This is a genomic window from Lactobacillus leichmannii (assembly GCF_024701915.1).
Taxonomy (GTDB): domain Bacteria; phylum Bacillota; class Bacilli; order Lactobacillales; family Lactobacillaceae; genus Lactobacillus; species Lactobacillus delbrueckii.
In genome coordinates this window covers 1-24805 of sequence record NZ_QOCY01000015.1, presented here as the reverse complement: position 1 = coordinate 24805, position 24805 = coordinate 1, and the positions used below count along the sequence as shown (strand labels likewise).

Genomic DNA, 24805 nt, shown 5'->3' with positions numbered 1-24805 from the left:
TACGCATGCGGCTCTATATCAGCAGTTATAGTTCTGATTGCGCATGCTTTAAATCTCGGTATGACATTACACTAGAGCAGAACATCATTTGCTTCAAAAAAAGCACTAAACAGACGTGTTCTGTTTAGTGCCTTCATCAAACATATGTAAGATTTCTTGACAAGCATCAGTAAGATTTGACAAAGAGCCACAAAAACAAGCCGCTGACCTAGTCAACGGCTTGTCTGCTGCTATCTTACTTTTCCAGCATTTCTTCAAATGCTACTTCATATTTAGGAATATCACCGGCACCCATAAAGACAATGCAGTCACCCTTGTAAGCCAAAAGATCCTTCAGATTGTCGAAGTCAATGACTTCAGCGCCTGGAATCTGGCTGGTGATGTCTTCACTCTTGATGTCGCCCGCTGCTTCTCTGGCTGACCCGTAAATTGGCGTCAAGAAGGCCTTGTCGACCCCCTTCAGAATTTCCACGTATTCTTCTTCGAATTCCTTGGTTCTGGAGTAAGTGTGCGGCTGGAAGATGGTAACCAGCTTCCGGTCCGGGAACTTCTGCCGGGCAGCTTGAATCGTAGCCCGCAGTTCAGTTGGGTGGTGGGCGTAGTCATCGATGACCACCGTGTCACCAAAGTCCTTTTCGCTGAAGCGGCGCTTGGCCCCAGTGTACTTAACCAGACCCTTTCTGACTACATCAAGGTCGATGCCTTCAGTAAAGGCAATCGCAATAACCGCCGTAGCGTTCATCACATTGTGGTCACCGAAAAGGTGGATGCTGAATTCGCCTAAGTCTTCCCCATTAGCCCGGACATGGAACTTGGCCCCTTCAGTGGTCTTGACCACGTCAAAGGCCTGGAAGTCATCGCTGTCTTTCAAGCCGTAAGTGTACTTCTTGGCCGTCTTTGGCTGGATCTTCTGCAGGCGTTCGTCATCGCCCCAAACAAAAAGCCCCTTCTTAGTCTGGTCAGCCGCCGTCTGGAAGGCTGAGGCATAGTCGTCTCTGTCCTTGAAGTAGTCAGGGTGGTCAAAGTCGACATTGGTCATGATCTGGTAGTCCGGGTGGTAGGCCAGGAAGTGCCGCCGGTATTCGTCAGCTTCGTAGACGAAGAAGCGGGAGTCCTTGACCCCCTTCCCCATCCCGTCACCTATCAGGAAAGAAGTCGGAGCGGCTTCGCCCAAAACCGTTGCCAAAAGGCCGGTGGTTGAAGTCTTGCCGTGGGAACCCGCAACCCCGATACTGGTGTACTGCTGGACGATTTCTTCAACCGTGTCCGGGTAGCTTTGCCACGTGACGCCCTTTTCCTCGCAGGCGGCAACTTCGATGTTGTCGCTCTTAAAAGCGTTACCCTTGACGATCACCTGGCCGCTTCCCTTGATGTTGTCCTTGGAGAAGGAAGCAACTTCAATCCCAGCGGCTTCCAGCGGGTCCTGGGTGAAGGTGTACTTGTCGATGTCGCTGCCGGCAACCTTGTAGCCCAGGTCGTGCAAAATCAAGGCCAAGGAAGCCATCCCGGTCCCCTTGATCCCAATAAACCAAATTTGTTTAGTCTTGTCTAACATTTTTTCGCTCCATTTGTTTCAAACGTTCGACCCTTATTTTATCATTCTTGGGCCAAGAAAAAAGAGCTCCGGGCCATAATCAGCCGAAAGCTCTTTATGTTTTGCCGTTTTTTAACAATTACAGGGTGATAGCGCCGCTGGCCAGCAGTTCGTCACACTTGGTCGGTTCAAATTCGTCACCGATCTTGAAGCTGTCCGGAACAACCATGATCCCCCGCTTTTGCGGAGCATGAGCCAAGCCCAGTTCTCTGGCTGAGCAGATCATCCCGTCTGATTCAACCCCGCGCAAGGTGCCTGGCCAAATCTGGGCCCCAGTTGGCATCAAAGTACCTGGCAGAGCCACAACGACCTTTTGCCCTTGGGCGATGTTTGGTGCCCCGCAGACAATTTGGTGGTCCTGACCATCGCCAACGTCAATTTGCGTTACGTGCAAGTGGTCAGAGTCCGGGTGGGCGGTGCATTCCTTAACGTAGCCGTAAACCAGGGTTGGCTTGGCCACAGTCAGCTTGTCGGAAAAACCAACGCTAGCCAGTTTTTCGTTCAAAGCTGCGACTTGGTCTTCATCCAGCTTGACTTCGCCGTTTGGCAGCTTGTCGTAGTCCAGTACCTGGTCAACGTTAAAGAAGTTGAAGCCGGTCAATTCGCCCTTGCCGTCCGTAACCCGGGTTACGTCGGCCTTTTCTTCGAAATTGCTTTCGCCATCGCCTTGCGCCAAGATGACGATCAAAGTGTTGGGATAGCTTACTTTGTTAATACTAGTGATCATTTGATCTCAAGTCCCCTCTTATCTAGTCAAGCGACCGCAAAAATGCTTCTACTTCCTGCTTGGTCTTGCGGTCTCCATTAACTAGTCTACCAATTTCTTGCCCATCTTGGTAGACAACAAATGAAGGAATTCCCATAATGTTCATTTCCTTGCACAAGTCGATAGAACCGTCCCGGTCGATCTTGATGAACTTGCTGTCTGCGAAGTCAGCTTCGATTGCTGGCATGGCAGGTTCCAAAAAGCGGCAGTCTGAGCACCAGTCAGCAGAAAATTCGACAACCGTCCGCCCGCTCTTGACTAAGTCCGCCAGCTTTGCCTGGTCAACTACTTTATATTCTTCCATGTTTGCCTCCTGCTTACTTTTAATAAGAGAAATATTTACTAGCTATTTTAACCGATTTTCCCGGCAAAGGGAAATTTTTTACTTGGCCAGAAAGCCCGCGTGCAGGCAGTAGATCGGCTGCCCCTTGCTGGCAAACTTGTGCTCATACTCAGTTTCCACGTTCTTTTCCACGATTTCTTCGCTTTCGTGGTGGAGGTCAACTGACACGAAGTCAAAGTGCATCCCGTAATTGTTCATGCTCTTGACACTGTAGGCAAACAGGCCGGAGTTGTCGGTCTTGAATTCGATCAACCCGTCGCCGGTCAAGACTGCCTGGTACTTGGCTAAAAAGTCCTTGTAGGTCAAGCGGCGCTTTTCATGCCGGCTCTTTGGCCAGGGATCGCTGAAGTTGAGGTAGATCTTGCTGGTGGAGTTTTCCCCGAAGTAGGCTACCAGGTTGGCCGCGTCGGCGCAGAGGATCTGCAGGTTGTCCAGCCCCTCGTCCAGCTTCTTTTTCAAGATGATGCCGGCTGCCGTCTTCTGGATTTCCATGGCCACGAAGTTGCGGTCAGGGTGCTGCTTAGCCAAAGTAGTAATAAACTGCCCCTTGCCTGAGCCGACTTCGATTTCAATTGGCTTGTCGTTGCCAAAGCGGGCTGCCCAGTCGATCTTTTCCGCTGGATCCGGCCAGTCCAAGGCGCTTTCCGGGTGCTCTTCTACCAGTTTGTTTGCCCAAGGCTTGTTCTTTAAACGCATGTCTTTCTCTCTGTTCTTTCTAATTCTTAGTTTTATCTATATCTTATTTTACCGTTTGCTTTTTTACCCTTTTGCCCTATTTTTTCCGCTTCTTGTAGCGGGATTTTTTCGCCAGCTGCTGGGTCTTGTAAGGCAGGTAGCCTTTGGCCAAAAGGCCGCACCAGACCAAGAGCAAGAGGCTCCAGGCAAACTGGCCCGGCATAATGGCCAGCCAGAAAATTATAATCAGCCCCGTCTGCAAAAGCAAGGCCCAGGCCAAGACCCGGCTGACTTCCTGCCCCCGCTCTTTTTGGGCAATCGGGTAGACCCGGTACATGATGTTCTGGTCATATTTTTGCCCTAAAGGCAGGAGCTGCCAGACGGTTAAGTACATGACCAAGCCGGACAGGAGCAGAGACCAGACCGGATCCTGGATCATGGCTGTTAACAAAACGGCAAAGGCCGTCATCCGGGCCAAAAGGTTCAAGTATTCCGGGTCCCGCAAAAGAGTCCGCCGGTACAAGAAGCTGTTTGGGCTTTCCTTGCCAAAAGGCGGCAATAAAAAGTCCAGGTACTTCCGCCGCTTGATATTGACCTGTCTTTCCTTGACGTCAGTAAACAGGGCAAAGCCGGCGTAAACCGTCTCTTTCCGCCTTGCTTCATAGTCAATGGCGTACTGCCAGTCAAAGGCGGAATTTTTCCAGGCCCGTAAGGCCAAAACTGCGATAACGGCAAGGGCCAAAAGCAGATACAAGGCATTTGGCAAGAAATACAAACTCGCTAAAAGCAGGGCTAATAGGACTAGCCTGATCAGCCAGGTCACCTGCTTGACCCTGTGGTCAAAAGTCAGGCTGCGGCTGACCGCCCCTTGCTCAAAGACCTTGGCGAAAAAGAGGGCCAAGACCAAGCTAAAGTAGTTGAGATTGCTGAGGCCCATTTTTAAACTGGCGAAGGGATACATGATCCCGCCAGCTAAGACCAAAAGCAGGGCCGGCAGAACTAAGCTGTAGCGGCGCATGGGAGCCAGGTAATCATCCAGCCGGTCGTCAGTGGCCAACAAAAACTGCCGGTCAGCCGTCTGCAATAGGGTCACCAGTTTGCCCGGCAAGTAGGCCAGCCAAAGCAAGGCGGATAATACCAGGGGATAGTACCAGGCCTTTACCGGCAGGACCTTCATCACCTGGGCATACCAGAACATGACTGCCCCAAAGATGAAGATCAGAGCCAGGACAAAGAAATCGTTGAAAACCAAGGCCAAATACTTGGCTGACTGCTGGAAGTTAGCCTGCAGTCTCTTCTTTGCCAACTCACGCATTTTTCTGCTCCTGGTACAAGAGCTGATAGAGCTTGTCAAAGGAGTCGCTGGCCTCTAAGCCATAGTGGTCCCTGATTTCATCCAGGCTGCCGGTGAACTCGATCGTGCCCTGGTTTAAGATCGCGTAGGTCTTGATGGCCTTCTGGGCATCGGCTAATACGTGGGTCGTCATCAGAATTTCCTTGCCAGACTCTTGCGCTTCTTTGATGAGGCCGATGAAGTTGGCGACAGCCAGAGGGTCCAGGCCGGTAAATGGCTCATCGATCACTAAAAGCTGGGCGTCAGTCAAGAAGGCGGCCACGATCATCACCTTCTGCTGCATCCCTTTTGAAAAGTGCACCGGCAGCCAGTCCAATTTGTCTGCCAGGCGGAACATGGTCAAAAGCTTTTTAGCCTTTTCCCAGGCTTTATCCGGATCCAGCTGGTAGGCCAGGATGGTCAGTTCCAGGTGCTCTTTCAAGGTCAGTTCCGGGTAAATGACTGGCGTTTCCGGGATATAGGCCACCAGCTTTTTAAATTCAGCTGGCTTCTTAGCCAGGTTGATCCCGTTTAAAGTAATTTTGCCGGCTTGCGGGCGCAAAAGGCCCAGCAGGTGCTTGATGGTGGTCGACTTGCCGGCCCCGTTCAAGCCAATCAAGCCGATCGACTCACCGGAAGCGATGGTCAGATTGACGTCTTTGATTACCGGGATGCCGCTGTAGCCCCCGGTCAAATGCGATATTTCTAAAGTCATATTTTCCCTATCTTTCTTCATGTTTTTATCTGCCTCTTATGATAGCATGGAGACATAGAGAAACTAAAAAATAACTCATTAAAATTGATTAGAGGTAACACAATGACTAAGGCTGAATTAATTGACGACTGTTTATTCTGTAAGATTATCCGCGGCGAAATTCCCAGCTACACCGTTTTTGAAAATGACGACGTGAAGGCCTTTTTGGACATTTCCCAGGTCAACGAAGGCCACGTATTGATGGCGCCAAAGAAGCACTTGACCAACTTCTTTGACTACAGCGCTGAAGACGCCAGCCGCTTTATGCAATACGTGCCGGAAATCGCCAAGGCCATCAAGGCTTCTGACCCGCGGATCCAGGCGATGAATGTCACCAGCAACAACGGTAAAATTGCCGGCCAGGTGGTCATGCACTCTCATATCCACTTTATCCCCCGCTGGGAAGGCGACGGCATCAAGTTCTTCACCAGAAACAATGCCGACCAGTACGACGAAAAGAAGTACCAGGAAGTCTGCGACCGGATCAAGGCCCAGTTTTAACTGAGGGGGAAGAAAAATGCGGAATTTCAAGCACTTTGGCCTGGGCTTTTTGCTCGGGGCAGCAGCAGGGGCGGTCTTTGCCTTTTTGCCAGATGAAAACGGCAAGAGCACCAGGGAATATCTCAAAGAAGACGCGGAAGACTTCAAGGAAAGCCACAAGGAACTGCAAGACGGCCTCTCCCGGGCCCAGGAAGCCGGCAGCCGCTTAGCCAGTGAACTGCCAGCAGCTGAGCAGATGGTCAGCGACCTCAACACCGACGTTGAACGCTTCAAGCAGGAAGCCGACAAGGAAATCACCCGCCTGCAGGCCAAGATTGACAGACTAAGCAGCGAGCTCAACCAGGACCTGAACGAGAGCGAAAATTAATCAGAACATAAAAAAGTGTTGAATGATTACTCTTACCATGAAGTAATTACTCAACACTTTTTTCTTGCTCTAAATTTTTCTATTGTTTATTTGACTGCCACTGGCCAACCAGGCTGGTAACGTCACTTGCGCCCATGTCAGCCAAAACTGCTGGCAGACCGTCAATCACGTGTTTGATGGCCAATTTGTCATGGAAGGCCATGCTGCCGATCTGGACAGCGCTGGCCCCAGCCAAGATGAATTCAGCCGCGTCTTCCGGGCTGTTGATCCCGCCGACCCCGATGATCGGCAAACTAGTTGCCTGCCTGACCTGGGCCACCATGCGGACAGCCACTGGCTTAACTGCTTGACCGGACAAGCCGCCAAAGTCATTGCCTAAAACCGGCCGCCGGGTCTTTAAATCAAGGTGCAGGCCCAGCAAGGTGTTAATCAAGGTCAAGCCATCAGCGCCGCCTCTTTCAGCGGCCTGGGCAATTTCCACGATGCTGGTAACGTTTGGCGTCAATTTCACGTATACCGGCAGGTCCACTTTTTCCTTAACCAGGCGAGTGATCTTTTCCACCATTTCCGGCACGATGCCAAAAGTCATCCCGCCTTCAGACACGTTCGGGCAGGACAAGTTAAGCTCTAAAGCGTCCGGCTTGGCCGCGGCCAGAATTTCCGCGACTTCCACGTAGTCTTCCACGCTTTCCCCGCCCACGCTGGCCAAGATCGGCAGGTCCGGGTGCTTTTCTCTTAAAGCCGGGATCTTCTCGCTAGCCACGACCTCAGCGCCTGGGTTGGTCAAGCCTACGGCGTTCATGACCCCGTCAGCGAGCAAGGAAATCTGCGGCTGAGGGTTGCCAGTCCGGGCATGCCGGGTGGCAGTCTTTAAGACGATCGCCCCCATCTCGTCCCAGTTGAAATTCTCTGGCAAGTCGCCAAAGGCAAAGGTCCCACTCGCCGGCATTACCGGATTCTTCAGCTTCAAGCCTGGCAGTTCAACAGCCAAATTAACTTCTGCGGTCATTTTTCCTCCCGTGTGACTTCTTTAACTTTTAAATTCGCCAAGATTATCCTACAAAAAAATAAAAAAGGCAAGCTGGCCTGGCCCTTGATTTCTCAGAAAGTTCGTGATAGTCTTTTGTTAACTGAGCTTTAATTGGTACAGAGAGACCACAAGCAGCACAATCTTTTTGGTATGCACGCATTCTGCCCGCCTGGGGTCTCTGTAGACTCTGGCGGGCTTTTCTTATGCGGTCATACGCGCTTTGTAAATTTAAGGAGTCGCAATTGAACAAACCGTTATTTATCGCTTTGGACTATGATGATCAGGAAAAAATGTGGCTGTTCCTCAACCAGCTGAAGGACAAGCAGGGCCTGCACGTCAAGCTGGGGATGGAAATGTTCTACCAGTACGGGCCGGAAATTGTCCGTGATTTGTCCGCCAAGGGCTACCAGATCTTCCTTGACCTCAAGCTGCACGACATTCCCAATACCGTCAAGCGGACTGCCCACCAGCTGGCTGCTTTGGGCGTTTACTGCACGACTGTCCACGCCCTGGGCGGCAAGCAGATGATCCAGGCCGCTAAAGAAGGCCTGATCGAAGGTACCCCGGCCGGCAAGCCGGTGCCAAAGCTTTTGGCGGTGACTGAACTGACTTCAATCTCTGAAGAAGTCTTGAAGAATGAACAGCACTGCTCACTCAACCTGGCTGACGAAGTAAAGAGCCTGGCCCACCAGGCCCAGGAAGCCGGGGCTGACGGGATCATCTGCTCACCTTTGGAAGTCAAGGCGATGAAGAGCGAATTCAACGACGACTTCATGTTCGTCACTCCGGGCATCCGGCCAAAGAGCTACCAAAAGGACGACCAGGCCCGGGTGGCCACCCCAGGCCAGGCGCGGGAAAACGGGTCAACCGCTATTGTTGTCGGCCGGCCAATCACCCAGGCCGCTGACCCGCAAAAAGCATATGAAGAGATTTTGAAGGATTGGAGCAAGAACGATGCAAAATAACGAAATTATCCGCCAGCTGATCGACAAGAAGATTGTGACTATTTCCACAGACAAGGACTTTGTCTACGCCAGCGGGATGCACTCCCCCATCTACACTGACCTGCGGCAAACCATTTCCTTCCCGAAACTGCGGCAGGCAATCGCTGAAAACCTGGCAGCCTTGATCAAGCAGGAATTCCCGGAAGTTACGGTGATCGGCGGTGTCGCTACGGCCGGCATCCCGCACGCTGCCTGGGTTGCCCAAGTCATGAACCTGCCAATGGTTTACATCCGCTCCAAGCCAAAGGACCACGGCCAAGGCCGGCAAATCGAAGGCCGCCTGTCCATGGACGACCACATCGTTTTGATCGACGACCTCATTTCAACTGGCGGCAGCGTTTTGTCTGCCGTGCAAGCAGTCAAGGACACCGGCGCCCACGTTGACGGGGTCAGCTCAATCTTTACCTACCTTTTGCCAGACGCTGACGAAAACTTCAAGAAGGCCGACACCAAGTTCGCTCCGCTCTTGAACTACCGGGAACTGATTGAACAGGAAATTGCTGAAACGGTCAGCGAAGAACAATATAAGGAATTGTTGGCTTGGCACCAGGATCCTTGGAACTGGAAGCGGTAAGAGCTAGTAAAGAAATTCCTAAGAAAGACGGATTTTTTCATAAACTTTGCCTCCAGGAACTCTATAGCTGGAAAAATATGTTATATTAGTAACCAGTACGTATGAAGGATGTGGAGATTTAATTTTATGAAAAAGAATTTGAAGAAAATTGCCGTTTTGGCAGGTGCCGCAGCTATCGGTCTGTCCACTGCCGCTTGCTCAAGCAGCTCAGCTACTGTAGTTAACTACAAGGGTGGCAAGATCACTCAGGACGAATACTACGAAGCTATGAAGGACACTTCAGCCGGCCAATCAACTTTGGTCAGCTTGATCATCTACCGCACGCTGAAGGCCCAATACGGTGACAAGGTATCTTCAAAGAAGATCAACGCCGAATACAACAAGTACAAGAAGCAATACGGCTCAAACTTCAGCACTGTTTTGAGCTACAGCGGCTTGACTACTAAGTCATTCAAGCAAAACCTGGCAACCAACCTGTACTCAGTTGCCGCTTTGAAGGACTTGAAGAAGCCAACCACCACGCAAGAAAAGAACTGGTGGAAGAGCTACCACACCAAGACCACTGTGCAACACATTGTAGTTGACAAGAAGTCAACTGCTGAAACTGTCATCAAGAAGCTGAAGAGCGGCACTAGCTTTGCTACTCTGGCTAAGAAGTACTCAACTGACACTGCTACCAAGAAGAAGGCCGGCAAGATGGCAGCCTTCGACTCAACTGACACCAACTTGAGCAGCACTTTCAAGTCAGCTGTTTGGAAGCTTAAGGAAGGCGAATACACTACCACGCCAGTTAAGACTTCATCCGGCTACGAAGTCATCAAGGTTTTGAAGACTACTGAAAAGGGCTCATACACTAAGAACAAGAGCTTCATCGACAAGCAGCTCTACGCTAAGTGGGCAGCTGACTCCAACACGATGACCAAGATCATCAGCAAGGTTCTGAAGAAGGCCAACGTCAACATCAAGGACAAGGACCTGAAGAGCAAGAACCTGCTGGCTAACTACCTTGGCACTTCATCATCATCTAGCTCATCATCAAGCTCATCATCAAGCTCAAACTAATGCGGGCCGACGATTAGACGATAAAAAGACGCAATTCACTGAATCGCGTCTTTTTTCTTTGTTTCTTTTGATACTACTTTTTCAGCTCATAAGCGGCCAGGATTTCCTTAGCCTGCCGGCGGTCAGCCAAAAGGCTGCTGAAGACATGTCGCCGGGCACTTCTACTTCCTGGCCCAGCAATTCTTGGCCCGGCTGGACATGGATGGTCAAATTGTCCGCCTCTGTTGTGATATCAGCGCCAAACTGCCGCAACATGATCTCAGTATGGTTTCTGGTCGGCAATTTTTCGATGATGGTTGACGGGCTACCTGCTTCAAGGGCAGCAAAAATCGCCGCGCTTTTGACCTGGGCGCTGGCAACTTCCAGCTGGATTTCCGCCCCATGCAGCTTTTGCCCTATGACCGTGGCTGGCAGGGTTCCGGCCGGGCTCAAGGCAATCTCTGCCCCGAATTTAGCCAAGGGCTGGCTGACCCGCTTCATCGGCCGCTTACTTAAAGAAGCATCCCCGATCAATTGACTGGCAAAGGAGCTACCGGCCAAAATTCCCAGCAAAAGACGATTCGTCGTGCCGGAATTGCCCACGGCATTGACCCCGACAGCGGCCGCGGCAAGCTTGGCGTCCAATTTCGTGTCCCAGCTGACGTAACTGCCCAGCCCTGCCGGCAGGCCAGTTGCTACCAGGCGGATAATCCCGCCCAGTGTATCACCCTTTTCCTTAGTCTCTGAAATCAGCTGATGCAGGTCTTCCACCTTGTCCTGGTCGATAACATGCATGTCATTTTGAAAAATCTTCTGCCGGATCTCACTGACGTCTAAGGGCTTTTCAGAACCAGCTTCTACTGGCCTGACTTGCGCCACATAAGCCACCAGGTCGATATCCAGCTGCCGCAAAAACTGCTGGGCGATATTGCCCAAAGCCACCCGCAGGGTAGTTTCCCGGGCTGAGGACCGTTCCAAGACATTGCGCAGATCCCGGTGCCGGTCGTGATCACCACGTCTTTGCCAATATTGGCCAGCAGGGCCCGGTGCTCGCAGAGGCGGAAGTGGTCTTCGCCGAACTTGGCAAAAATTTCCGGGATGGTCAGCTTTTCTCTTTCCACAATAGCCTGGTCTAAGTCGATCTGCAGCTTGTTCAGCTTTTTCGCCAGCAAATCGCCAACCGTCGTTTTCCCGCATGCCATGAAGCCAACTAATACAATTCTCATCTTGTCCACTCTTTCTAATCTAAAAATAAAAACCACCTATTTTGGAAGACGTCTCCAATCCAGATGGTTGCATATCTATAAAAGAGTGGGGCCTTGCCCCCAGCCATGCTAGATTGAATGTGTATCTAGCAGGCTCAACAAACATTGGCTAGCTGAGTCTCACGGCCGCGGATACGGACGCTTTAGTCGAAATAAGCATAGCCATAAAAGAAACTAGTCATGTTTGTCTTGAGCAAGTTCATTGTTAGATCCTCTCTTTTCAAATGATTGTTTGATTAAGAAACTCTCATTGAATCTATCAATAGTTTAATCTAAAAAATCAAACAAGGAAAGAGAGAAATATAAAAGGAATAGAAAAAGAAGAATTTTCCCTATCTTTCCTGTCTTGGCCGGTAATAGCGGCGGCCGTCCTGGGACATCAGCGGTGGGGTGAATTCCCCCGGCTTGGTCGTGGACAATTCAGTCGTGATGGCGTTGACCGCCGCGTCCAGGTCATCGATCCGGTGTAAAAGCTCTGCTTCAAGCAGCGCCGGCAATTTCGGTGACCCGTACTCATAGCGGCCGTGGTGGGATAAGACCATGTGCCGCAGCAAAAGCAGGTCTTCACTGACCAGGTCGATTTTCAGTTCCTGGGCAGCCAGCATCAGCTGCTCATCGATCAAAACCAGGTGGCCAACCAAGTTGCCTTCTGCCGTGTACTGGGTCGCTACCGGGCCGGACAATTCCAGCACCTTGCCCATGTCGTGCAAGATGCAGCCGGCATAAAGCAGAGACCGGTTGACGGCTGGGTAGTTGTCTGCTAAGCCTCTGGCGTCTTTCAGCATGGTCAAAGTGTGGAAGGCCAGACCGCCTTTGTAGGCGTGGTGGTTGGACTTGCCAGCCGGGTAAGCGAAGAAGCGGCTGGACCACTTTTTCAAAAGGAAGTCCACCAGATCATGCCAGTTCTTATTGTCGATCTGGGCCACAAAGTCCTTGATCTCCTTCTCTATTTCTGCTGGCTTTTCCGGAGCAGTGGCCACCAATTGGCTCAAGTCCACCTGGTCGTCCGGGCTGACCGGATGAATGCTGAACAGCTTAATCTGGTCATGGTTGTGGTAGTCCTCAATCATCCCTGAGGCCTCAACCACCGTGCCGGCGTTGAAGCGGCTGGCGTCCTCAGCCTGGGCCTGCCAGTAATTGGCCCGGATGCTGCCGGAAGAGTCAGCCAATTGCATGAGCAGGTAGTGCTTGCCCCTCTTATCTTGGCGCAGCTGGGAATTCTTGACCATCAAGACCAGGTCAAATTCTTCCCCTTCATTGTAATCCAGCAAACGTTTAAGCATCCTGCTCCTTCTTTCTGTATCTGATTGGCGCGGCGCTGACGGCTTCAGCCAAGTCTTCTCTGGCCGTAAAGACCAGGATCTGCTTGTCTTTGCTCATCTTCTTGAGCATGTCTACAATGTAGCCAGTCCGCGGGCCGTCGAAGTTGACGAATGAATCGTCGATCAAGACCGGCAGGTCGATCTTGTCCTTGATCTGCATGACAAAAGCCAGTTTCAAGGCAAAATAGAGCTGCTCCTGGGTCCCCCGGGACAGGTAGGCCAGGGGGATCTTCTTTTTGTCTTTTCTGACCACCTTGAGCGGGGTCTTCTTGGACAATTTGGCCGGCAAAAGGATTTCCCGGTAGCGGCCGCCGGTCAAAATTTCCAGGTAGTCCTGGGCTAATTTCAGCATCTTCGGGAAGCGGTCATTTGAGGCTAGATCCAGGGTCCGACCAATGACTTCCCCGGCCAAAAGGCTGGCCAGGTAGTCCTGGCTATCTCTTCTGAAGCTGTCGGCGATTTCAGCCAAGGTCTGCTTGTCTTCAGCCACCTGGCTGGAAGAAGCATAGCGTTTTTCCTCAGCCAAAAGGTTGGCCATTTCCTGCTGGCGGGCTGAGACAGCTTTTTGCTTATCAGCCAGTTCTTTTTCCAGCTCTTGCTTTTGCCTCAGCAATTTGCTTGAATCCAGGCCATTTTCTTCAAAAGCCGCTAACTGGTCACCCAAGTTGCTCTTCAAAGCGGTGATCTGGGCAGATAAAGCCTTTTGCTCTTGCATTTTTTGCGCTAATGCCTGGTAGGCTGCCAGGTTTTCTACCCCGGCAGTCTGGTAGATGGCCAAAAGCTGTTCAGTTAAAGCGCTGATTTGCTTTTGGTAGTTCAAGTTGGCCGCCTTGACCTCCTGGCTGGCCCTAAGCGCCGCATTCTCAGCTTCCACCTGCTCTTCCAAGCGGCCCAGCTGCTGGCTGACAGCTATAAGGTCACTGCCATCCAAGCCCAATTGGCGGGCCAGGTCAGCGGCCTGTTTTTCTTTTTGAGCGAGTTCTGCCTGGCTATTTGCCAAGTCCCGTCGGTTGATGGCCAGGTCCCGGTAAGGGGCGAGCAAGGAGTCGACCTTAACGCTGGCATCGATACCGTACTTTTCCTTAAAGGCTCCCGCCTTGTCCGGTTCCTTGGCGGGCTTTTTGAAGTAGGCATAAGCTGCTAAAACCGCGCCGGCAAGGATTAACAATATTGCCAAAATTCGGTTTTGCCCGATCAAAGCCAGACCAATTACCGCTACGATCAAGCCGACATATGGCGGCAGGGTCTTAGGCGCGGCTTCTGCCTTCTGGCTTTCTTCCCAGTCAGCCTGCATCTGCTGGAACTGGTCCATGGATAAATCTGCCACTTGCTCTAAATGCGGGGTCAATTCTAAGAGACTGGCCTGCTTTTCTTCCAGCTGCTTGACCTGCTGCTTGAGCATTTCCATGCTCTGGCTGATTTGCCCCAGTTCCTGCCGCCAGGCCCGGACCTGGTCCTTTCTTTTGGCCAAAAGGGCCGGGTCAACCGCTGTTTTTTCTTCCTTGATGGCGGCCTTGAGGGCCTTGATCTGGGCATTAAGCTCCAGGGCCTTCTGGTAGAGCTCATGGTCAAAAGCGACCGGGCTGACCTGCTTTTTTAGGTCCAGATAAGTCTGGTAGTTCTGCACCTGCTCCAGCTGCTTTTCCAGCTTGCTTAACTGGCTGGAGATTTCCTGGACTTCTTTTTCCAGCTTTTTAGCTGCTTGCTCTTCAGCAAGCCGCTGGCCTTCCAGCTGCTGGTAGGCGTCGAATTCCTGGCCGTCAGCGGCCACCTTGTCTCTTTGCTCAGCCAATTTGAGCAAGTCCTGGTTGACCGGGGCCTTCTTCCCGCTTGGCTTGAAGAGGTCCTTGGCTTCCTTGTCAAAGTCAGCCCGGATGGCTAAAAGCTGGCTGCTCTGGGCCGCCCCCAGATAGTAGATGTTCTCCAGGATCTCGCCTTCAGACAGGGAGCTGACCTGGCGGAGGAGGTCTTCATTAAAGATAAAGCTTTCAGCGTAAAAGCTCCCGTCGATGTTTTGAATCTGGTCGTAAAAGAGGCTGGCCGGGACTTCCTGGCCGTTTAAGAGGACCTTGACTGCCCCGGTCTTGCTCTTGTCCCCCTTGCTCCAGGTCCGCTCTAAGACATATTCCCCTGCATCACTAGTAAAGACCAGCTGCCCGCCCATCGGGTAGCTCTTGGTCAAGGGTTCGTAGTCTTCAAAAAAGACTGAGCTAGTATTTTTCAAATTGAAGCCAAAAAGGATCTGCTTGATGAAGGCCACGGTCGTGCTCTTGCCGGCCTCATTGCCCCCGAAGAAGGCTGCTAAATTGCCCTCTGGCAGGTCAAAAGTCTCCTGGCTGAACTGACCGAAATTATAGATTTGAATCTGCTTGAGTCTCATTCTTCTCCCCCAGTCATTGCCTGCAGGCGCCTGGCCAGCTTGACGGCCACCAAGTCCCGGACCTGGCCGCGGAATTCCCCGTCCTCTAAAAGCTGGCGGGCATATGGGTCCTTCTTGGCCCAGGAAGCGGCCAGCTGCTGGATCTTCTCGTCAGTCAAAACTTCTGCTTCAGCAGCAGCCAGGGCTTCCCGGTCGCTGTTGTTGAGGCTGACCAGGCCCCGGACGGATAAGCGGACATCAACCAATTGTGCTGGGGCTAAAGCCGCGGACAGACCGGCCCAGGCCTCCTGGTCCTGCCAAAGGTCTATTTCTTCGCTGGTCAAATATTCTGAGCCCGAAATCTTCAAGCTGAAGTAGGTCTTGCCTTGGATATTTTCTTGCAAAAGTTCCAGGGCTTTGGCATGCAGGCTGCTCTTATCAATTGCCTGGTCCAGCTCTAAAGTCAGCTGCTTCCAGGTAATCGGCGCTGTTTGGACAAAAGTCAAGCTGGTCTGCCCGCTGGTCTCATCGACTTCAGCCAGGTAGCAGCCCTTCTCCCCCAGTTCGCCGACATCCCGGCCTTGGATGTTGCCGGGGTAAACAATTAGCGGCTTCTCGCTTAAAATTTGCCGGGCGTGGATGTGGCCCAGGGCAAAGTAGTCATAGTTCAGCTCCTTCATCTGGCTTAAGTCAAAGGGAGCGTAGACATTGCCGCTGGCCGCTCTTTGGGCCGCGTGCATCAGGCCGATGGTATAGCCCTCTTTTTCCGGGAACTGGTCCAGGAGGTCAGCTTCAATATGGTTCTGGCTATAGGAAAAGCCGGTCACATTGTAGGCAAAGCCGGTCTTAGTCTTAAAAAATTCCCGGGCAACTTTTTCCTGGTCACCCAAGAGGCAGAAGTAAGGACTGTTTTCGACCAAGAGATCCTGCCGGGTCATGTAATCGTGGTTGCCGAAGATCATGACCACTTGTATCTGGGCGTCAGTCAGCCGCTTCACCTGCCGGGCTAAAAAAAGCTGGCTGGCCGGAGACGGCTTGTTTGAGTCAAAGGTATCGCCGGCGATTAAAACCAGGTCGACCTGCTCTTTTAAGGCCAGGTCCACGATCCTAGTCAAAGACTGGGCAGCTGACTGGCGGATTTCAGCATATTCCCTGTTTGGCAAAAAAGATAGTCCACGAAAGGGGCTATCTAAGTGCGCGTCAGCTAAATGAATGAATTTCATGATTAGGCTTTTCTCAAATCCTCGTATGCTTTAGACAAAGGCTGGCCGATATTCTTTTGTACGTCGTTGAGCAGGGTGTAAACAGCTTGTTCTGCCAAAAGCATGCTTTGCAGGGTGGTGTTTTGGCTGACCCGTTCGTTCAAGCTCTTGAAGTGGTCTTGCTGCTCCTCAGTCAATTCCTTGCCGGTTTGCTGGGCTTCCATGATTTCCATTTGAGCCGCGTCCAGTTCCTTGAACAAGGCCAGGCTGCCCTCATCCGCCTTAACAGCGTCCATGACTTCCTTCAAAGCCAAAAATTGCTGGGTTTCCCGCAAGTCGTTAGCTAATTGGTTGGCAGTATCGTAAATGTTGACCATTTCCTCTTCTCCTTTTTTATTCCATAAAAAATTCTGTTTGCTTATTTTCCAGTAATCTTATTGTACCATGACTGAATTGTTGATTCGGCATTCTTTACCCCATTGCTGATCGATTCTTTCAGCTTCTTGCTCCAGTCCGAAGAACTTGAAGAAGAGCTGCTTGTCCCATTGCTTTGGGCCATGGAGTCAGCTGACTGAACGGTAAAGCTGGTCTGCTTGCTGTAAGGAAGGATCCGAGTCATTTCGTCTTTATAAAGGGTGGTAATCCCGGTTTCCGAAATCCCCTGCATGTAGTGGTTCTTGTCGGTCTTGTCAAAGCCGACCCAGGTAGCCACGACCACGTCCGGGGTATAGCCGACGATCCACTGGTCCTTAGTCCCGTAAGCAAAAGATACTTCAGTTGACCCGGTCTTGCCAGCTACTGAGTAGCCGGCTGGCTTAGCGTTAACGGCCGTCCCGGAAGTGAAGACGCTGAGCAGCATCTGGGTCATTTCCTTGGCCGTGTCAGCTGAAATAATCTGGCTGGTCCCGGTATTGTTGTTTTCCGCGATCACGTTGCCGCTGGCGTCGGTGATCTTGGTGATCATATATGAGCTGTCCGGCAGCTTCCCGCTGTTGGCAAAAGCTGAGTAGGCCCGGGCCATCTGCAAAGGACTGACCCCGGTGGACACCCCGCCCAGGGCCAGGGCCAGGTTCTGGTCACTCTTTGAGACGGTAATGCCGAACTTCTTCAAGTAGCTGACCCCGGTAGACACCCCGATCTTGTTTAAAAGCCAGACAGCCGGGACGTTCTTGGACTGGGCCAGGGCCTGGTACATCGGGATCGTGGTCGAGTACTGGTTGTCGACGTTGACCGGCTCATAGCCGTTCCTGCCGAACTTCTGCCGCTTGTTGGAGAGGTCAGAGTCATAGTGGTAGCCGTTCTCCAGAGCCGGCGCGTAGACAGCCAGGGGCTTGATGGCACTGCCGGGCTGGCGCTGCATTTGCGTGGCCCGGTTGTAGCCTCTGAAGACGTGCTTGCCGCGTCCTCCGACCAGGGCCTTGACTGCCCCGGTCTTGGGATCCATGGCCACGCTGGCCCCTTGGGCCCGGGCCGTGCCGGCCGGGTTGACCGGGAAGTTGTACTTGTTCTTGAAGCTGGCCTGCATAGACTTCTGGTAGTTCTGGTCCAAGGTCGTGTAGATCTTCAGCCCCTTGCTCATGATCTCGTTTTCGCTTAAACCGTACTTGCTGATGGCTTCAGAGATGACGGCGTCAAAGTAGTAAGGATACTTGTAGCCTCTGGTCGCCTTGTAGGTATCAACCAGGTTCATCCCCTCTTTTTTGGCTTTGTTGGCGGTCGTCTGGCTGATAGACTTGTTGTCAACCATCAGCTGCAGGATCAGGTTTCTTCTGAAAACCGAGTGCGAGAGGGAATCGATCGGGTTGTAGTAGGAAGGGTTCCGCAAGATGCCGGCCAAGGTTGCCCCTTCAGCCACCGTCAATTGGCTGGCGTTCTTGCCGAAGTACTTGCGGCTGGCATCCTGGACCCCGTAGACCCCGTTGCCAAAGTAGGCATTGTTGAGGTACATGGCCATGATCTGCTTTTTAGAATAGACCTTGGTCACCTGGATGGCATAGAACATTTCCTCCACCTTCCGGGACAGAGTCTGCTGCTGGGTCAAAATGGAGTTCTTGACCAGCTGCTGGGTGATGGTCGACCCGCCCCCGGCGATATTGCCCCCGTGGATGACATAGCTGACCGCCGCCCGGAGGATGCCCTTGGGGCTGATCCCGATATTGGTCCAGAAGGTCCGGTCTTCGGTGGCGACTACGGCCTTTTGGACATTGGGGGAAATCTTGCTCAAGCTGACATAGGTCCCCTTGCCGGAAGACACGGACCCGGCCTTTTTGCCATTCTGGTCATAGATAACCGTGGTCTTGGCCAGGGAAGCCTGGAGGTTGGACAGGTTGGCTGTTTTGACTTTAAAGGTATAATAAGAAGATACAGCTAAAAAAAGGCTCAAAACGATCAAAATCAACCATCTTAGCAGTTGGAAGCGGTAGTTGATCATTTTCAGCCATCCCCACAAGCCCTTTTTGGGCTGGGAGTCGTTCATTTGTTTACGCGCTTTGCGCCTGTTTTCCATTAATATCTGCTCCTTCGTTAGAACGTGGTCTAAACAGTTTGATTTTATCATAAAAGCTGGCCGCGGCTATCCTGCAAGGAGCAAGTTATCCATTTCTTAATTGCGCTAACAAGGTTTTTAGAAAGAAAATAAATCCCGTCATGATCTATCATTTCAGCTTAATCTATCCCGCAGACCGTCCCCCAGTTTCCGTCAGTGACCTGCTTAGGCAGCTCTTAATTCCCCGCAAATGGCGGCACTATCTTCGTACTGAGCGGCAGGTTTTAGTCAACGGCCAATACCGCAGCTTCAACCAACTGATCAAGGGCAATGAAAAAGTCGACCTCTACTTAGACCAGGTGGAATCCCTGCAAGGAGACTACCCGGCCAGCGGCAAAATGCCAAAAGTCGTCTATGAAGACGAAAATGTTTTAGTCATTGACAAGCCCAAGGGGCAAAAGACCCACCCCAACCAGGGGGAAAACGGAACGGCCCTTAACGACTGCGCCAGCTACTTAGGCTACAGCCCCTACATCGTCCACCGCCTGGACATGCTGACGGGCGGGCTCTTGCTGGTCGCTAAAAATCCTGCAGTCGTCCCGATCTTAAACCGGCAGCTGACTAGCAAGACCTTAAGACGAGACTACCTGGCTACGGTTGACTTAAACAAAGAAATACCCGATCAAGGCACAATTGACCTGCCGATCGGGCAAGACCCGGCAGACCAAAGAAAAAGGCAGGTCAGAGCTGACGGCTTAAGAGCAGTCAGCCACTTCCAGGTCTTAGAAAAATACGAGGAGAAAAAGCAGGCTAAACTGCTGGTAACTTTGGAAACCGGCCGGACCCACCAGATCCGGGTCCACTTGTCAGCCTCAGACTGGCCGATCGTGGGCGATCCCCTCTACAACCCAAATTTTGCCGGCGAAGACTTGGCTTTAACCGGCTGGCAGCTGACCTTCGTCAAACCCTACAGCTTTAACCAGGTCGCAGTCAGATTAGACAAAAAATAAGCACAAAATTGAATAAGAGAAAAAGAAAAAGGCTCTATAGCAGCAAATGCTGTTGTAGAGCCTTTTCTCATGAAAAATAATCTGAAGCTTCAGATTATTCTTCGTTAAGTGAGCTTCTGTCGAATGAAGCGTCAGCTTTCTTGTCGTCGATTGATGGAGTACCCATCCAGCTGATCATTTCCTTCATTGAGTCAGTGATAGCTTCAGTACCTGGCAAGAGCAACTTACGTGGGTCGTAACCCTTCTTGCTCTTGTCTTGGTCCTTGCCTTCTTCGATGTACTTGCGAGTAGCTTCTTGGAATGCAAGTTGGAATTCAGTGTTGATGTTGATCTTTGAGATACCCAAAGAAATTGCCTTTTCGATTTGGTCTTGAGGAATACCTGAACCACCGTGCAAAACAAGTGGAGTTTCAGGAACAGCTTCAGCGATTTCCTTAAGACGGTCGAAGTTCAAGCCGCTCCAGTCTTCTGGGTAAACACCGTGGATGTTACCGATACCGCAGGCAAGCTTGTCAACGCCAGCAGCTACGAAAGCCTTAGCGTCTTCTACTGAAGCAAGTTCGCCGGCACCTTGGTTTTCACCGATCTTGCCGATTTCAGCTTCAACAGAAATGCCGCGTTCGTGAGCCAGCTTGATGATTTCCTTGGTCTTGGCCAAGTTTTCTTCAGTTGGCAATGCGTGGCCGTCGAACATAACGCTTGAGTAGCCAAGCTTGATACATTCAATAGCTGAGTCGTAGTCGCCGTGGTCCAAGTTCAAGATAACTGGAACTGAGATGTCCATAGCGTCCATTGAGTCTTCTACCAAGTCCTTAACGAGCTTGTAGCCACCCATGTACTTAGCAGCACCAGTTGAAACTTGAATCAACAATGGAGTTCTGGTTTCTTCAGCACCACGAAGAAGAGCGCGGGTCCATTCCAAGTTGTTAGTGTTGTAGGCACCAACAGCGTAGTGTTCCTTACGAGCCTTCTTAAAAATGTCATTACCGTTAACGAAATAAGCCATAAAAATACCTCCTGAGCTTCTTACGACTCTATTGTACCCAATAATGAATATTAGAGCAAATAAATTCTCTCTTGTAAGCGTTTTATATCAAAAATATTTGTGTTCGCTTTCTCTATGCAGATTTCCTAACGCATTTTGAGAACAACCTTGCTGCCAACTGGCAGGCCCCCGTTCAATCTTTGCTCATAGATCCACTTGGCATCGCTGACTGACAGACGAACGCAGCCATGGCTGTCCGGCTTCTTGCCCAGAGTGGTCAGGTGGGCTCCGCCCTTGTAGCCATAGTGGTATTTGCCGGCCTTAACCCCGGAATTGAAGTTGTTGATCGGGACTGAGTGGAAGAGGTAGACCCCATGCTGGTGATAGGAGACGCAATAGCGGGCCCCTACCCCGTCATTATTGTAGAAGACCTCGCCGGCTTCTTCCTGGATCCGGTAGTTGCCGACTGGGGTCCGGCTTTCACCGTTCTTCTTGATCGCGCCCGGGGAAGCGTACATGGTGTAGATGACTTTCTTGCCAGACATGACATAGGCCCGGGCTCCCAAAATGGAGACGCGGATCCAGACATCCTTGTACTTACGCAGGTCAGGGTACTTGCGCTTGGTTTCGCTGGAATACAGGTAGTAGTGGCCGGTCATGGGACGCATGTCACTCGGGTCAGGGTAAGGGCGGTCATTTTCTTTCTTGGCAACCTGCTCCTTCTTCGGGGGATGCTCCTGAACCTTGCTCTTTCCGCCGACCTCCGGCAGGGGCTCAAAGACTGGAATGACCATCAAGCACGCGATTATGGCAATCAGCAGCATTCCTATTCGTTTATGGGCCTTGTTCATCAGTTACACTCTTTTCCTAATTTCTTTTCAAAAGCTTGCAATCTCCAATATAGCGATTTCACACAGGATTAAGCTTATTATCTTACAAATCAGCATAAAAACATAGTCAAACCACTTCAGTTTGCCCGAATTTTAAAGAAAAAGCAATCCAAAATGGATTGCTCTTAAAAAACTTATTTGATTTGTAATAAACGAAATCTAACTGTAAAACGAGTCGCGCCGTCATAAGTACAAGTGAACAGGCTCAGATCGTACTTACTTTGAACCATCTTGCTGATGGCGGTCGGCTGCAGGACTTCCATTTTCTGGACCTGGTAGACATAGCGCTGGCCGGCTGAAGCGCCACTTGCTGGCTACCGGCAAAGTCAGATTTAAAGTCGGGAAATTGAGATAACCGCTGCAGGCGTTGACTTTAATCGTGCTTTTACCAGATTTCTTTGCTTTCGCAGTTTTTGGCGCCTGCTCGATCGTCCGTACGATTGCCTTGGCAGGAAAGTCCGATTTTGTAATTCATGTTGAACGCAGGAAAGTCCGATTTTGTAATTCATGTTGAACATAGTAACCAATCGATCCCATCTGTTCTGGAAGGGTCGTCTTAAACTTATCGTTATTACCACCATTCAGGTAAGCGTAATCGCCATTAGGTAATTTCACAGCTAAACCAATTCCAATATTTTGAAGTGATGTACCGTTTTCGTATTTAGCAGACCACTTAGTAATACGAGTAGTTGGATCAGGAGCTACGCCGGTAGAAATGGCCCTTGTGGTGAACAAGTCAGGATACTTGGACTGTAACTCTGACAGATACTTACCACCATAAGTTTCCTGTCCGTTTCCACCACCGTTTGTGTATGCAAAGTAGATTTGATTAGCATATGTCTTACCATTGACGTAAATCTGAATTCCACGATTGTTAGTTCTGGTAACCGTTACTGCTTCTTGACCGGAAAAGCCAATCATCTGGTTCATAACAATATCTTCCTGAACCTTTAAGCCAGCGCTATGCAAAGCGGCAATCGCGTTTGCTAATTCTTCACCACTTCCATACTTGGTTGGATTAGCATTAGTCCCTAGGTTATAGCGATCAGTCATAGAATAACCTTCGTTATAGCGACTCATACTAAACGGTGTGTAAGCAGGGGCCATCCAGAAGTCAGTGATTCCCAGGTTGTTAAAGAGCGCAGCGTTTTGGGCAATAATATTATATGCATGATTCTCTGTACTTGTTGGTTCAGGTTGATACAAACTAAAGTCTTCATAGATCATATGAGAATCAAGTGCAGCATTAGATTCGAAGATCTTATTACTATCTGCTGAAACAGTGGCGGCATTAGTAGTAACATCCTGATTTCCAGAAACAACTGGGACCCACACACCAAGATATCCACTTACATAAGGATTGCTGTATCCCTTAACAGTAACCTTCAAAATACCATTATCATCAGTTGTTAAGGTCTCTGGATTTTCAGCACCATCAGCATTATATGTTAAACCATTATCCGTTGTGTCAAGCAAGTTACGATACTGCTCATTAGCATGGGCACGACCCATATTAATAGAAATTGTTTGCTCTACCATTTGTGGATTGTTACCAACGATAACTGCCATTCCACTCGTTCGACTCAAACTATCAGTACCCTCACTATTAGCATTAGCAACGCCCTTACCGTAACGAACGCTTGCAATTAAGTTATCGCTAAGCTTGGTCATTGTTTGTCCGCCGCTAACAAATTGTTTCCGTGCCTTCATTAACGTCGTAATTGCATCATAGTAGATCGACTTTTCCTGCATATATTGTGCAGTTTCGTTGTAAAGATCACCATAGTAAATCTGCGGTACAGTATCTTTATTGCTTAGAAGAATTGCATATTGTGCTGGAACGTTATACTGAGCATACTGCTTATCGGTCTTCTTTTGATCAGCATAAAACTCTTGCCAAGCTTGGTTAGCATATTCTGCTTTATATGCTGATCCCATAATGTAAGCTATGCCAGGATGGTCTTTAATAATTAACCTATTAATCAAGTTCTTGCGTTGATCATGGTTAGTGACAAATGACCAGTTTGGAGTAGCTTCATTTTCCGTAACGTCATTTTGCCGGTTAACAATACTATTAGTAACCAAATCACTAATATTATCACGATTGTTAGCACGTCCGAGGACATTCTCTAAAGTATAGAATTCTCCAGAATCCATGTACAATTGTGGATTACCCTTCTTGTTCAACATCCGGGCAGCACCTGAATGGTATCCTTCGTTATAGCTTAAGTGATTATTAGCATTTTGCGGGTTACCCTTCATATGGTACATATCATTCATTAATTGTCCCATCTGGTCGAACACATCAGCATCAATATTATCAGCAGCATCAACCCGGAAACCGTCAAAATTACCATCCTGGTTATAACCCATCAGCTTACCATAATTTAACAAGAAGTATTCCCAGTTAAGGTTCTCAGCTTGTACCACCGGATTAGAGTTATCAATATCATTTCCAACCAATAACTCAGGACTGTTATCGCTATTATCATTACCAGTTTGGTTATTGATCGTACGGTTCATTAAGCGATACTTACTATCAGCGTCATTAACGAAGATTACTTGATCGTTATCTACAGTTCCGCTTTCATCAGGCTTATAATTTGGTATGCTCTGTACTGATAATTCAGATGAAGCCGATAGTTCAGGAACAGTAGCTGCAAAACCATTAATGTCATTTGCTAACTTACCCGTTCCCTTATTAGTAGCAATACTTTGTTCAATTACGTAACGAAGATTTTGTGCTGCCGTGTTAAGAACTGTTGCATCTGTGTCCTTATTAAGATTTGCTACCGATCCCTTTGTTAATCCATAATTAGCATTCTCATAACCATGATTAACAAAATACTTAATGAATTGTGCCTGAACATCCTTATTTGGCCATACATACATCAAGATTGGCCGCCAGTCACCAGCCCCGGTCTTGTACCATGTCTTACCATCTTGGCTTGTTCCAATTGGTCGGTACCAACCACTGTAGCTAAGGTAGCCATCAACATTGTTAATGGAGTTGGCATCCATCGAATAGGCCAAGTTCTCCCAAGTACCAGCGTCGAGGCTCTTAATAAGCTTGTTTGTCCGAATATCATAAATATTAAACTTGCCGTTTTCAATTGCCCCACGGATGGTTACCATTGCGTCACCGTTACCACCGAAGTAATAGAATTTATTACCTTCTTGATAATACCGGTTACGATATTGAACGTGGTCCGCGCCGTAATATTCTAGCTTATTATTGCCGTAATGACGTAAGCCAGTTACTGCGTCACCATTGCTACCAAAGTAATACCACTTATTTCCCTGAC

General features: G+C 50.0%; 23 protein-coding genes. 6 read left to right on the top strand and 17 right to left on the bottom strand.

Annotated features, from left to right (window positions below):
* Positions 1-235 precede the first annotated feature (235 nt).
* From murC to DS743_RS00795, 6 genes are all read right to left on the bottom strand, one after another.
* On the bottom strand, positions 236-1555 hold the full coding sequence (gene murC / locus DS743_RS00820) for a UDP-N-acetylmuramate--L-alanine ligase (RefSeq protein ID WP_035184756.1): 1320 nt from the start codon (positions 1553-1555) through the stop codon (positions 236-238).
* Between the two features lie 118 nt (positions 1556-1673).
* A complete protein-coding gene (gene ytpR / locus DS743_RS00815) occupies positions 1674-2321 on the bottom strand; it encodes a YtpR family tRNA-binding protein (protein ID WP_003615644.1) in 648 nt (215 codons plus the stop codon).
* Between the two features lie 22 nt (positions 2322-2343).
* Complete coding sequence (locus DS743_RS00810; RefSeq protein ID WP_002879808.1) at positions 2344-2664, bottom strand: thioredoxin family protein; 321 nt, start codon at positions 2662-2664, stop codon at positions 2344-2346.
* A gap of 78 nt (positions 2665-2742) precedes the next feature.
* The gene (gene trmB / locus DS743_RS00805) at positions 2743-3399 is read right to left on the bottom strand and encodes a tRNA (guanosine(46)-N7)-methyltransferase TrmB (RefSeq protein ID WP_002879806.1); all 657 of its coding nucleotides are present in this window, start codon (positions 3397-3399) and stop codon (positions 2743-2745) included.
* Between the two features lie 76 nt (positions 3400-3475).
* Positions 3476-4693: an ABC transporter permease gene (locus DS743_RS00800; RefSeq protein WP_035184758.1), complete on the bottom strand. Its 1218-nt coding sequence runs from the start codon at positions 4691-4693 to the stop codon at positions 3476-3478.
* Positions 4686-5426 carry an ABC transporter ATP-binding protein gene (locus DS743_RS00795; protein ID WP_035184850.1) on the bottom strand — a complete coding sequence of 247 codons (741 nt, stop codon included), beginning with the start codon at positions 5424-5426 and terminating at the stop codon, positions 4686-4688. Before DS743_RS00795 ends, DS743_RS00800 begins: the two co-directional genes overlap by 8 nt.
* A gap of 102 nt (positions 5427-5528) precedes the next feature.
* Here DS743_RS00795 and DS743_RS00790 point away from each other — a divergent pair, with 102 nt between their 5' ends.
* Positions 5529-5966, top strand: coding sequence for an HIT family protein (locus DS743_RS00790; protein WP_003615648.1), 438 nt, complete (start codon positions 5529-5531; stop codon positions 5964-5966).
* A gap of 16 nt (positions 5967-5982) precedes the next feature.
* Positions 5983-6333, top strand: a complete 351-nt coding sequence (locus tag DS743_RS00785) for a YtxH domain-containing protein (RefSeq protein WP_003615649.1) — start codon at positions 5983-5985, stop codon at positions 6331-6333.
* Between the two features lie 79 nt (positions 6334-6412).
* On the opposite strand, the gene DS743_RS00780 is transcribed toward DS743_RS00785, so the two are convergent.
* On the bottom strand, positions 6413-7342 hold the full coding sequence (locus DS743_RS00780) for a dihydroorotate dehydrogenase (RefSeq protein ID WP_003615650.1): 930 nt from the start codon (positions 7340-7342) through the stop codon (positions 6413-6415).
* 263 nt (positions 7343-7605) lie between these two features.
* On the opposite strand from DS743_RS00780, the gene pyrF reads away from it, so the two are divergent.
* The 3 genes from pyrF (at position 7606) to DS743_RS00765 (ending at position 10003) form a co-directional block, all read left to right on the top strand.
* A complete protein-coding gene (gene pyrF / locus DS743_RS00775) occupies positions 7606-8328 on the top strand; it encodes an orotidine-5'-phosphate decarboxylase (protein ID WP_013439932.1) in 723 nt (240 codons plus the stop codon).
* Positions 8318-8941 carry an orotate phosphoribosyltransferase gene (gene pyrE / locus DS743_RS00770; RefSeq protein WP_035184759.1) on the top strand — a complete coding sequence of 208 codons (624 nt, stop codon included), beginning with the start codon at positions 8318-8320 and terminating at the stop codon, positions 8939-8941. The genes pyrF and pyrE overlap by 11 nt, the downstream gene beginning before the upstream one ends.
* A gap of 126 nt (positions 8942-9067) precedes the next feature.
* A complete protein-coding gene (locus tag DS743_RS00765; protein WP_072544161.1) occupies positions 9068-10003 on the top strand; it encodes a peptidylprolyl isomerase PrsA in 936 nt (311 codons plus the stop codon).
* 81 nt (positions 10004-10084) lie between these two features.
* Here the strand turns inward: DS743_RS00765 and DS743_RS00760 are convergent, their stop codons facing one another.
* The 7 genes from DS743_RS00760 to DS743_RS00730 all read right to left on the bottom strand — a co-directional run bounded on the left by DS743_RS00760 (position 10085) and on the right by DS743_RS00730 (position 18636).
* Positions 10085-10924 carry a chorismate synthase gene (locus tag DS743_RS00760; RefSeq protein ID WP_231128327.1) on the bottom strand — a complete coding sequence of 280 codons (840 nt, stop codon included), beginning with the start codon at positions 10922-10924 and terminating at the stop codon, positions 10085-10087.
* Positions 10840-11208 (bottom strand): shikimate kinase, encoded by a 369-nt coding sequence (locus tag DS743_RS00755; RefSeq protein WP_072544160.1) that lies wholly within the window; start codon positions 11206-11208, stop codon positions 10840-10842. The genes DS743_RS00760 and DS743_RS00755 overlap by 85 nt, the downstream gene beginning before the upstream one ends.
* Before the next feature lie 371 nt (positions 11209-11579).
* On the bottom strand, positions 11580-12530 hold the full coding sequence (locus DS743_RS00750; RefSeq protein ID WP_035184763.1) for a 3'-5' exoribonuclease YhaM family protein: 951 nt from the start codon (positions 12528-12530) through the stop codon (positions 11580-11582).
* Positions 12523-14949: an AAA family ATPase gene (locus DS743_RS00745; RefSeq protein ID WP_035184765.1), complete on the bottom strand. Its 2427-nt coding sequence runs from the start codon at positions 14947-14949 to the stop codon at positions 12523-12525. The genes DS743_RS00750 and DS743_RS00745 overlap by 8 nt, the downstream gene beginning before the upstream one ends.
* Complete coding sequence (locus DS743_RS00740) at positions 14946-16151, bottom strand: metallophosphoesterase family protein (RefSeq protein ID WP_013439938.1); 1206 nt, start codon at positions 16149-16151, stop codon at positions 14946-14948. Before DS743_RS00740 ends, DS743_RS00745 begins: the two co-directional genes overlap by 4 nt.
* A 2-nt stretch (positions 16152-16153) precedes the next feature.
* Entirely contained in the window at positions 16154-16507 is a 354-nt protein-coding gene (locus DS743_RS00735) for a YlbF/YmcA family competence regulator (RefSeq protein WP_002879787.1), read from the bottom strand.
* A gap of 41 nt (positions 16508-16548) precedes the next feature.
* Positions 16549-18636: a PBP1A family penicillin-binding protein gene (locus DS743_RS00730; RefSeq protein WP_035184767.1), complete on the bottom strand. Its 2088-nt coding sequence runs from the start codon at positions 18634-18636 to the stop codon at positions 16549-16551.
* Positions 18637-18776: 140 nt separating this feature from the next.
* Between DS743_RS00730 and DS743_RS00725 the strand changes: the two genes are divergently transcribed.
* Positions 18777-19625, top strand: coding sequence for an RluA family pseudouridine synthase (locus tag DS743_RS00725; protein WP_035184769.1), 849 nt, complete (start codon positions 18777-18779; stop codon positions 19623-19625).
* Between the two features lie 94 nt (positions 19626-19719).
* On the opposite strand, the gene DS743_RS00720 is transcribed toward DS743_RS00725, so the two are convergent.
* From DS743_RS00720 to DS743_RS00710, 3 genes are all read right to left on the bottom strand, one after another.
* On the bottom strand, positions 19720-20631 hold the full coding sequence (locus DS743_RS00720) for a ketose-bisphosphate aldolase (RefSeq protein ID WP_035184771.1): 912 nt from the start codon (positions 20629-20631) through the stop codon (positions 19720-19722).
* Between the two features lie 125 nt (positions 20632-20756).
* The gene (locus tag DS743_RS00715; protein ID WP_035184774.1) at positions 20757-21461 is read right to left on the bottom strand and encodes a L,D-transpeptidase; all 705 of its coding nucleotides are present in this window, start codon (positions 21459-21461) and stop codon (positions 20757-20759) included.
* 510 nt (positions 21462-21971) lie between these two features.
* Positions 21972-24805 (bottom strand): glycoside hydrolase family 70 protein (locus DS743_RS00710; protein WP_258945798.1); only part of this gene is annotated, 2834 nt, incomplete at its 5' end.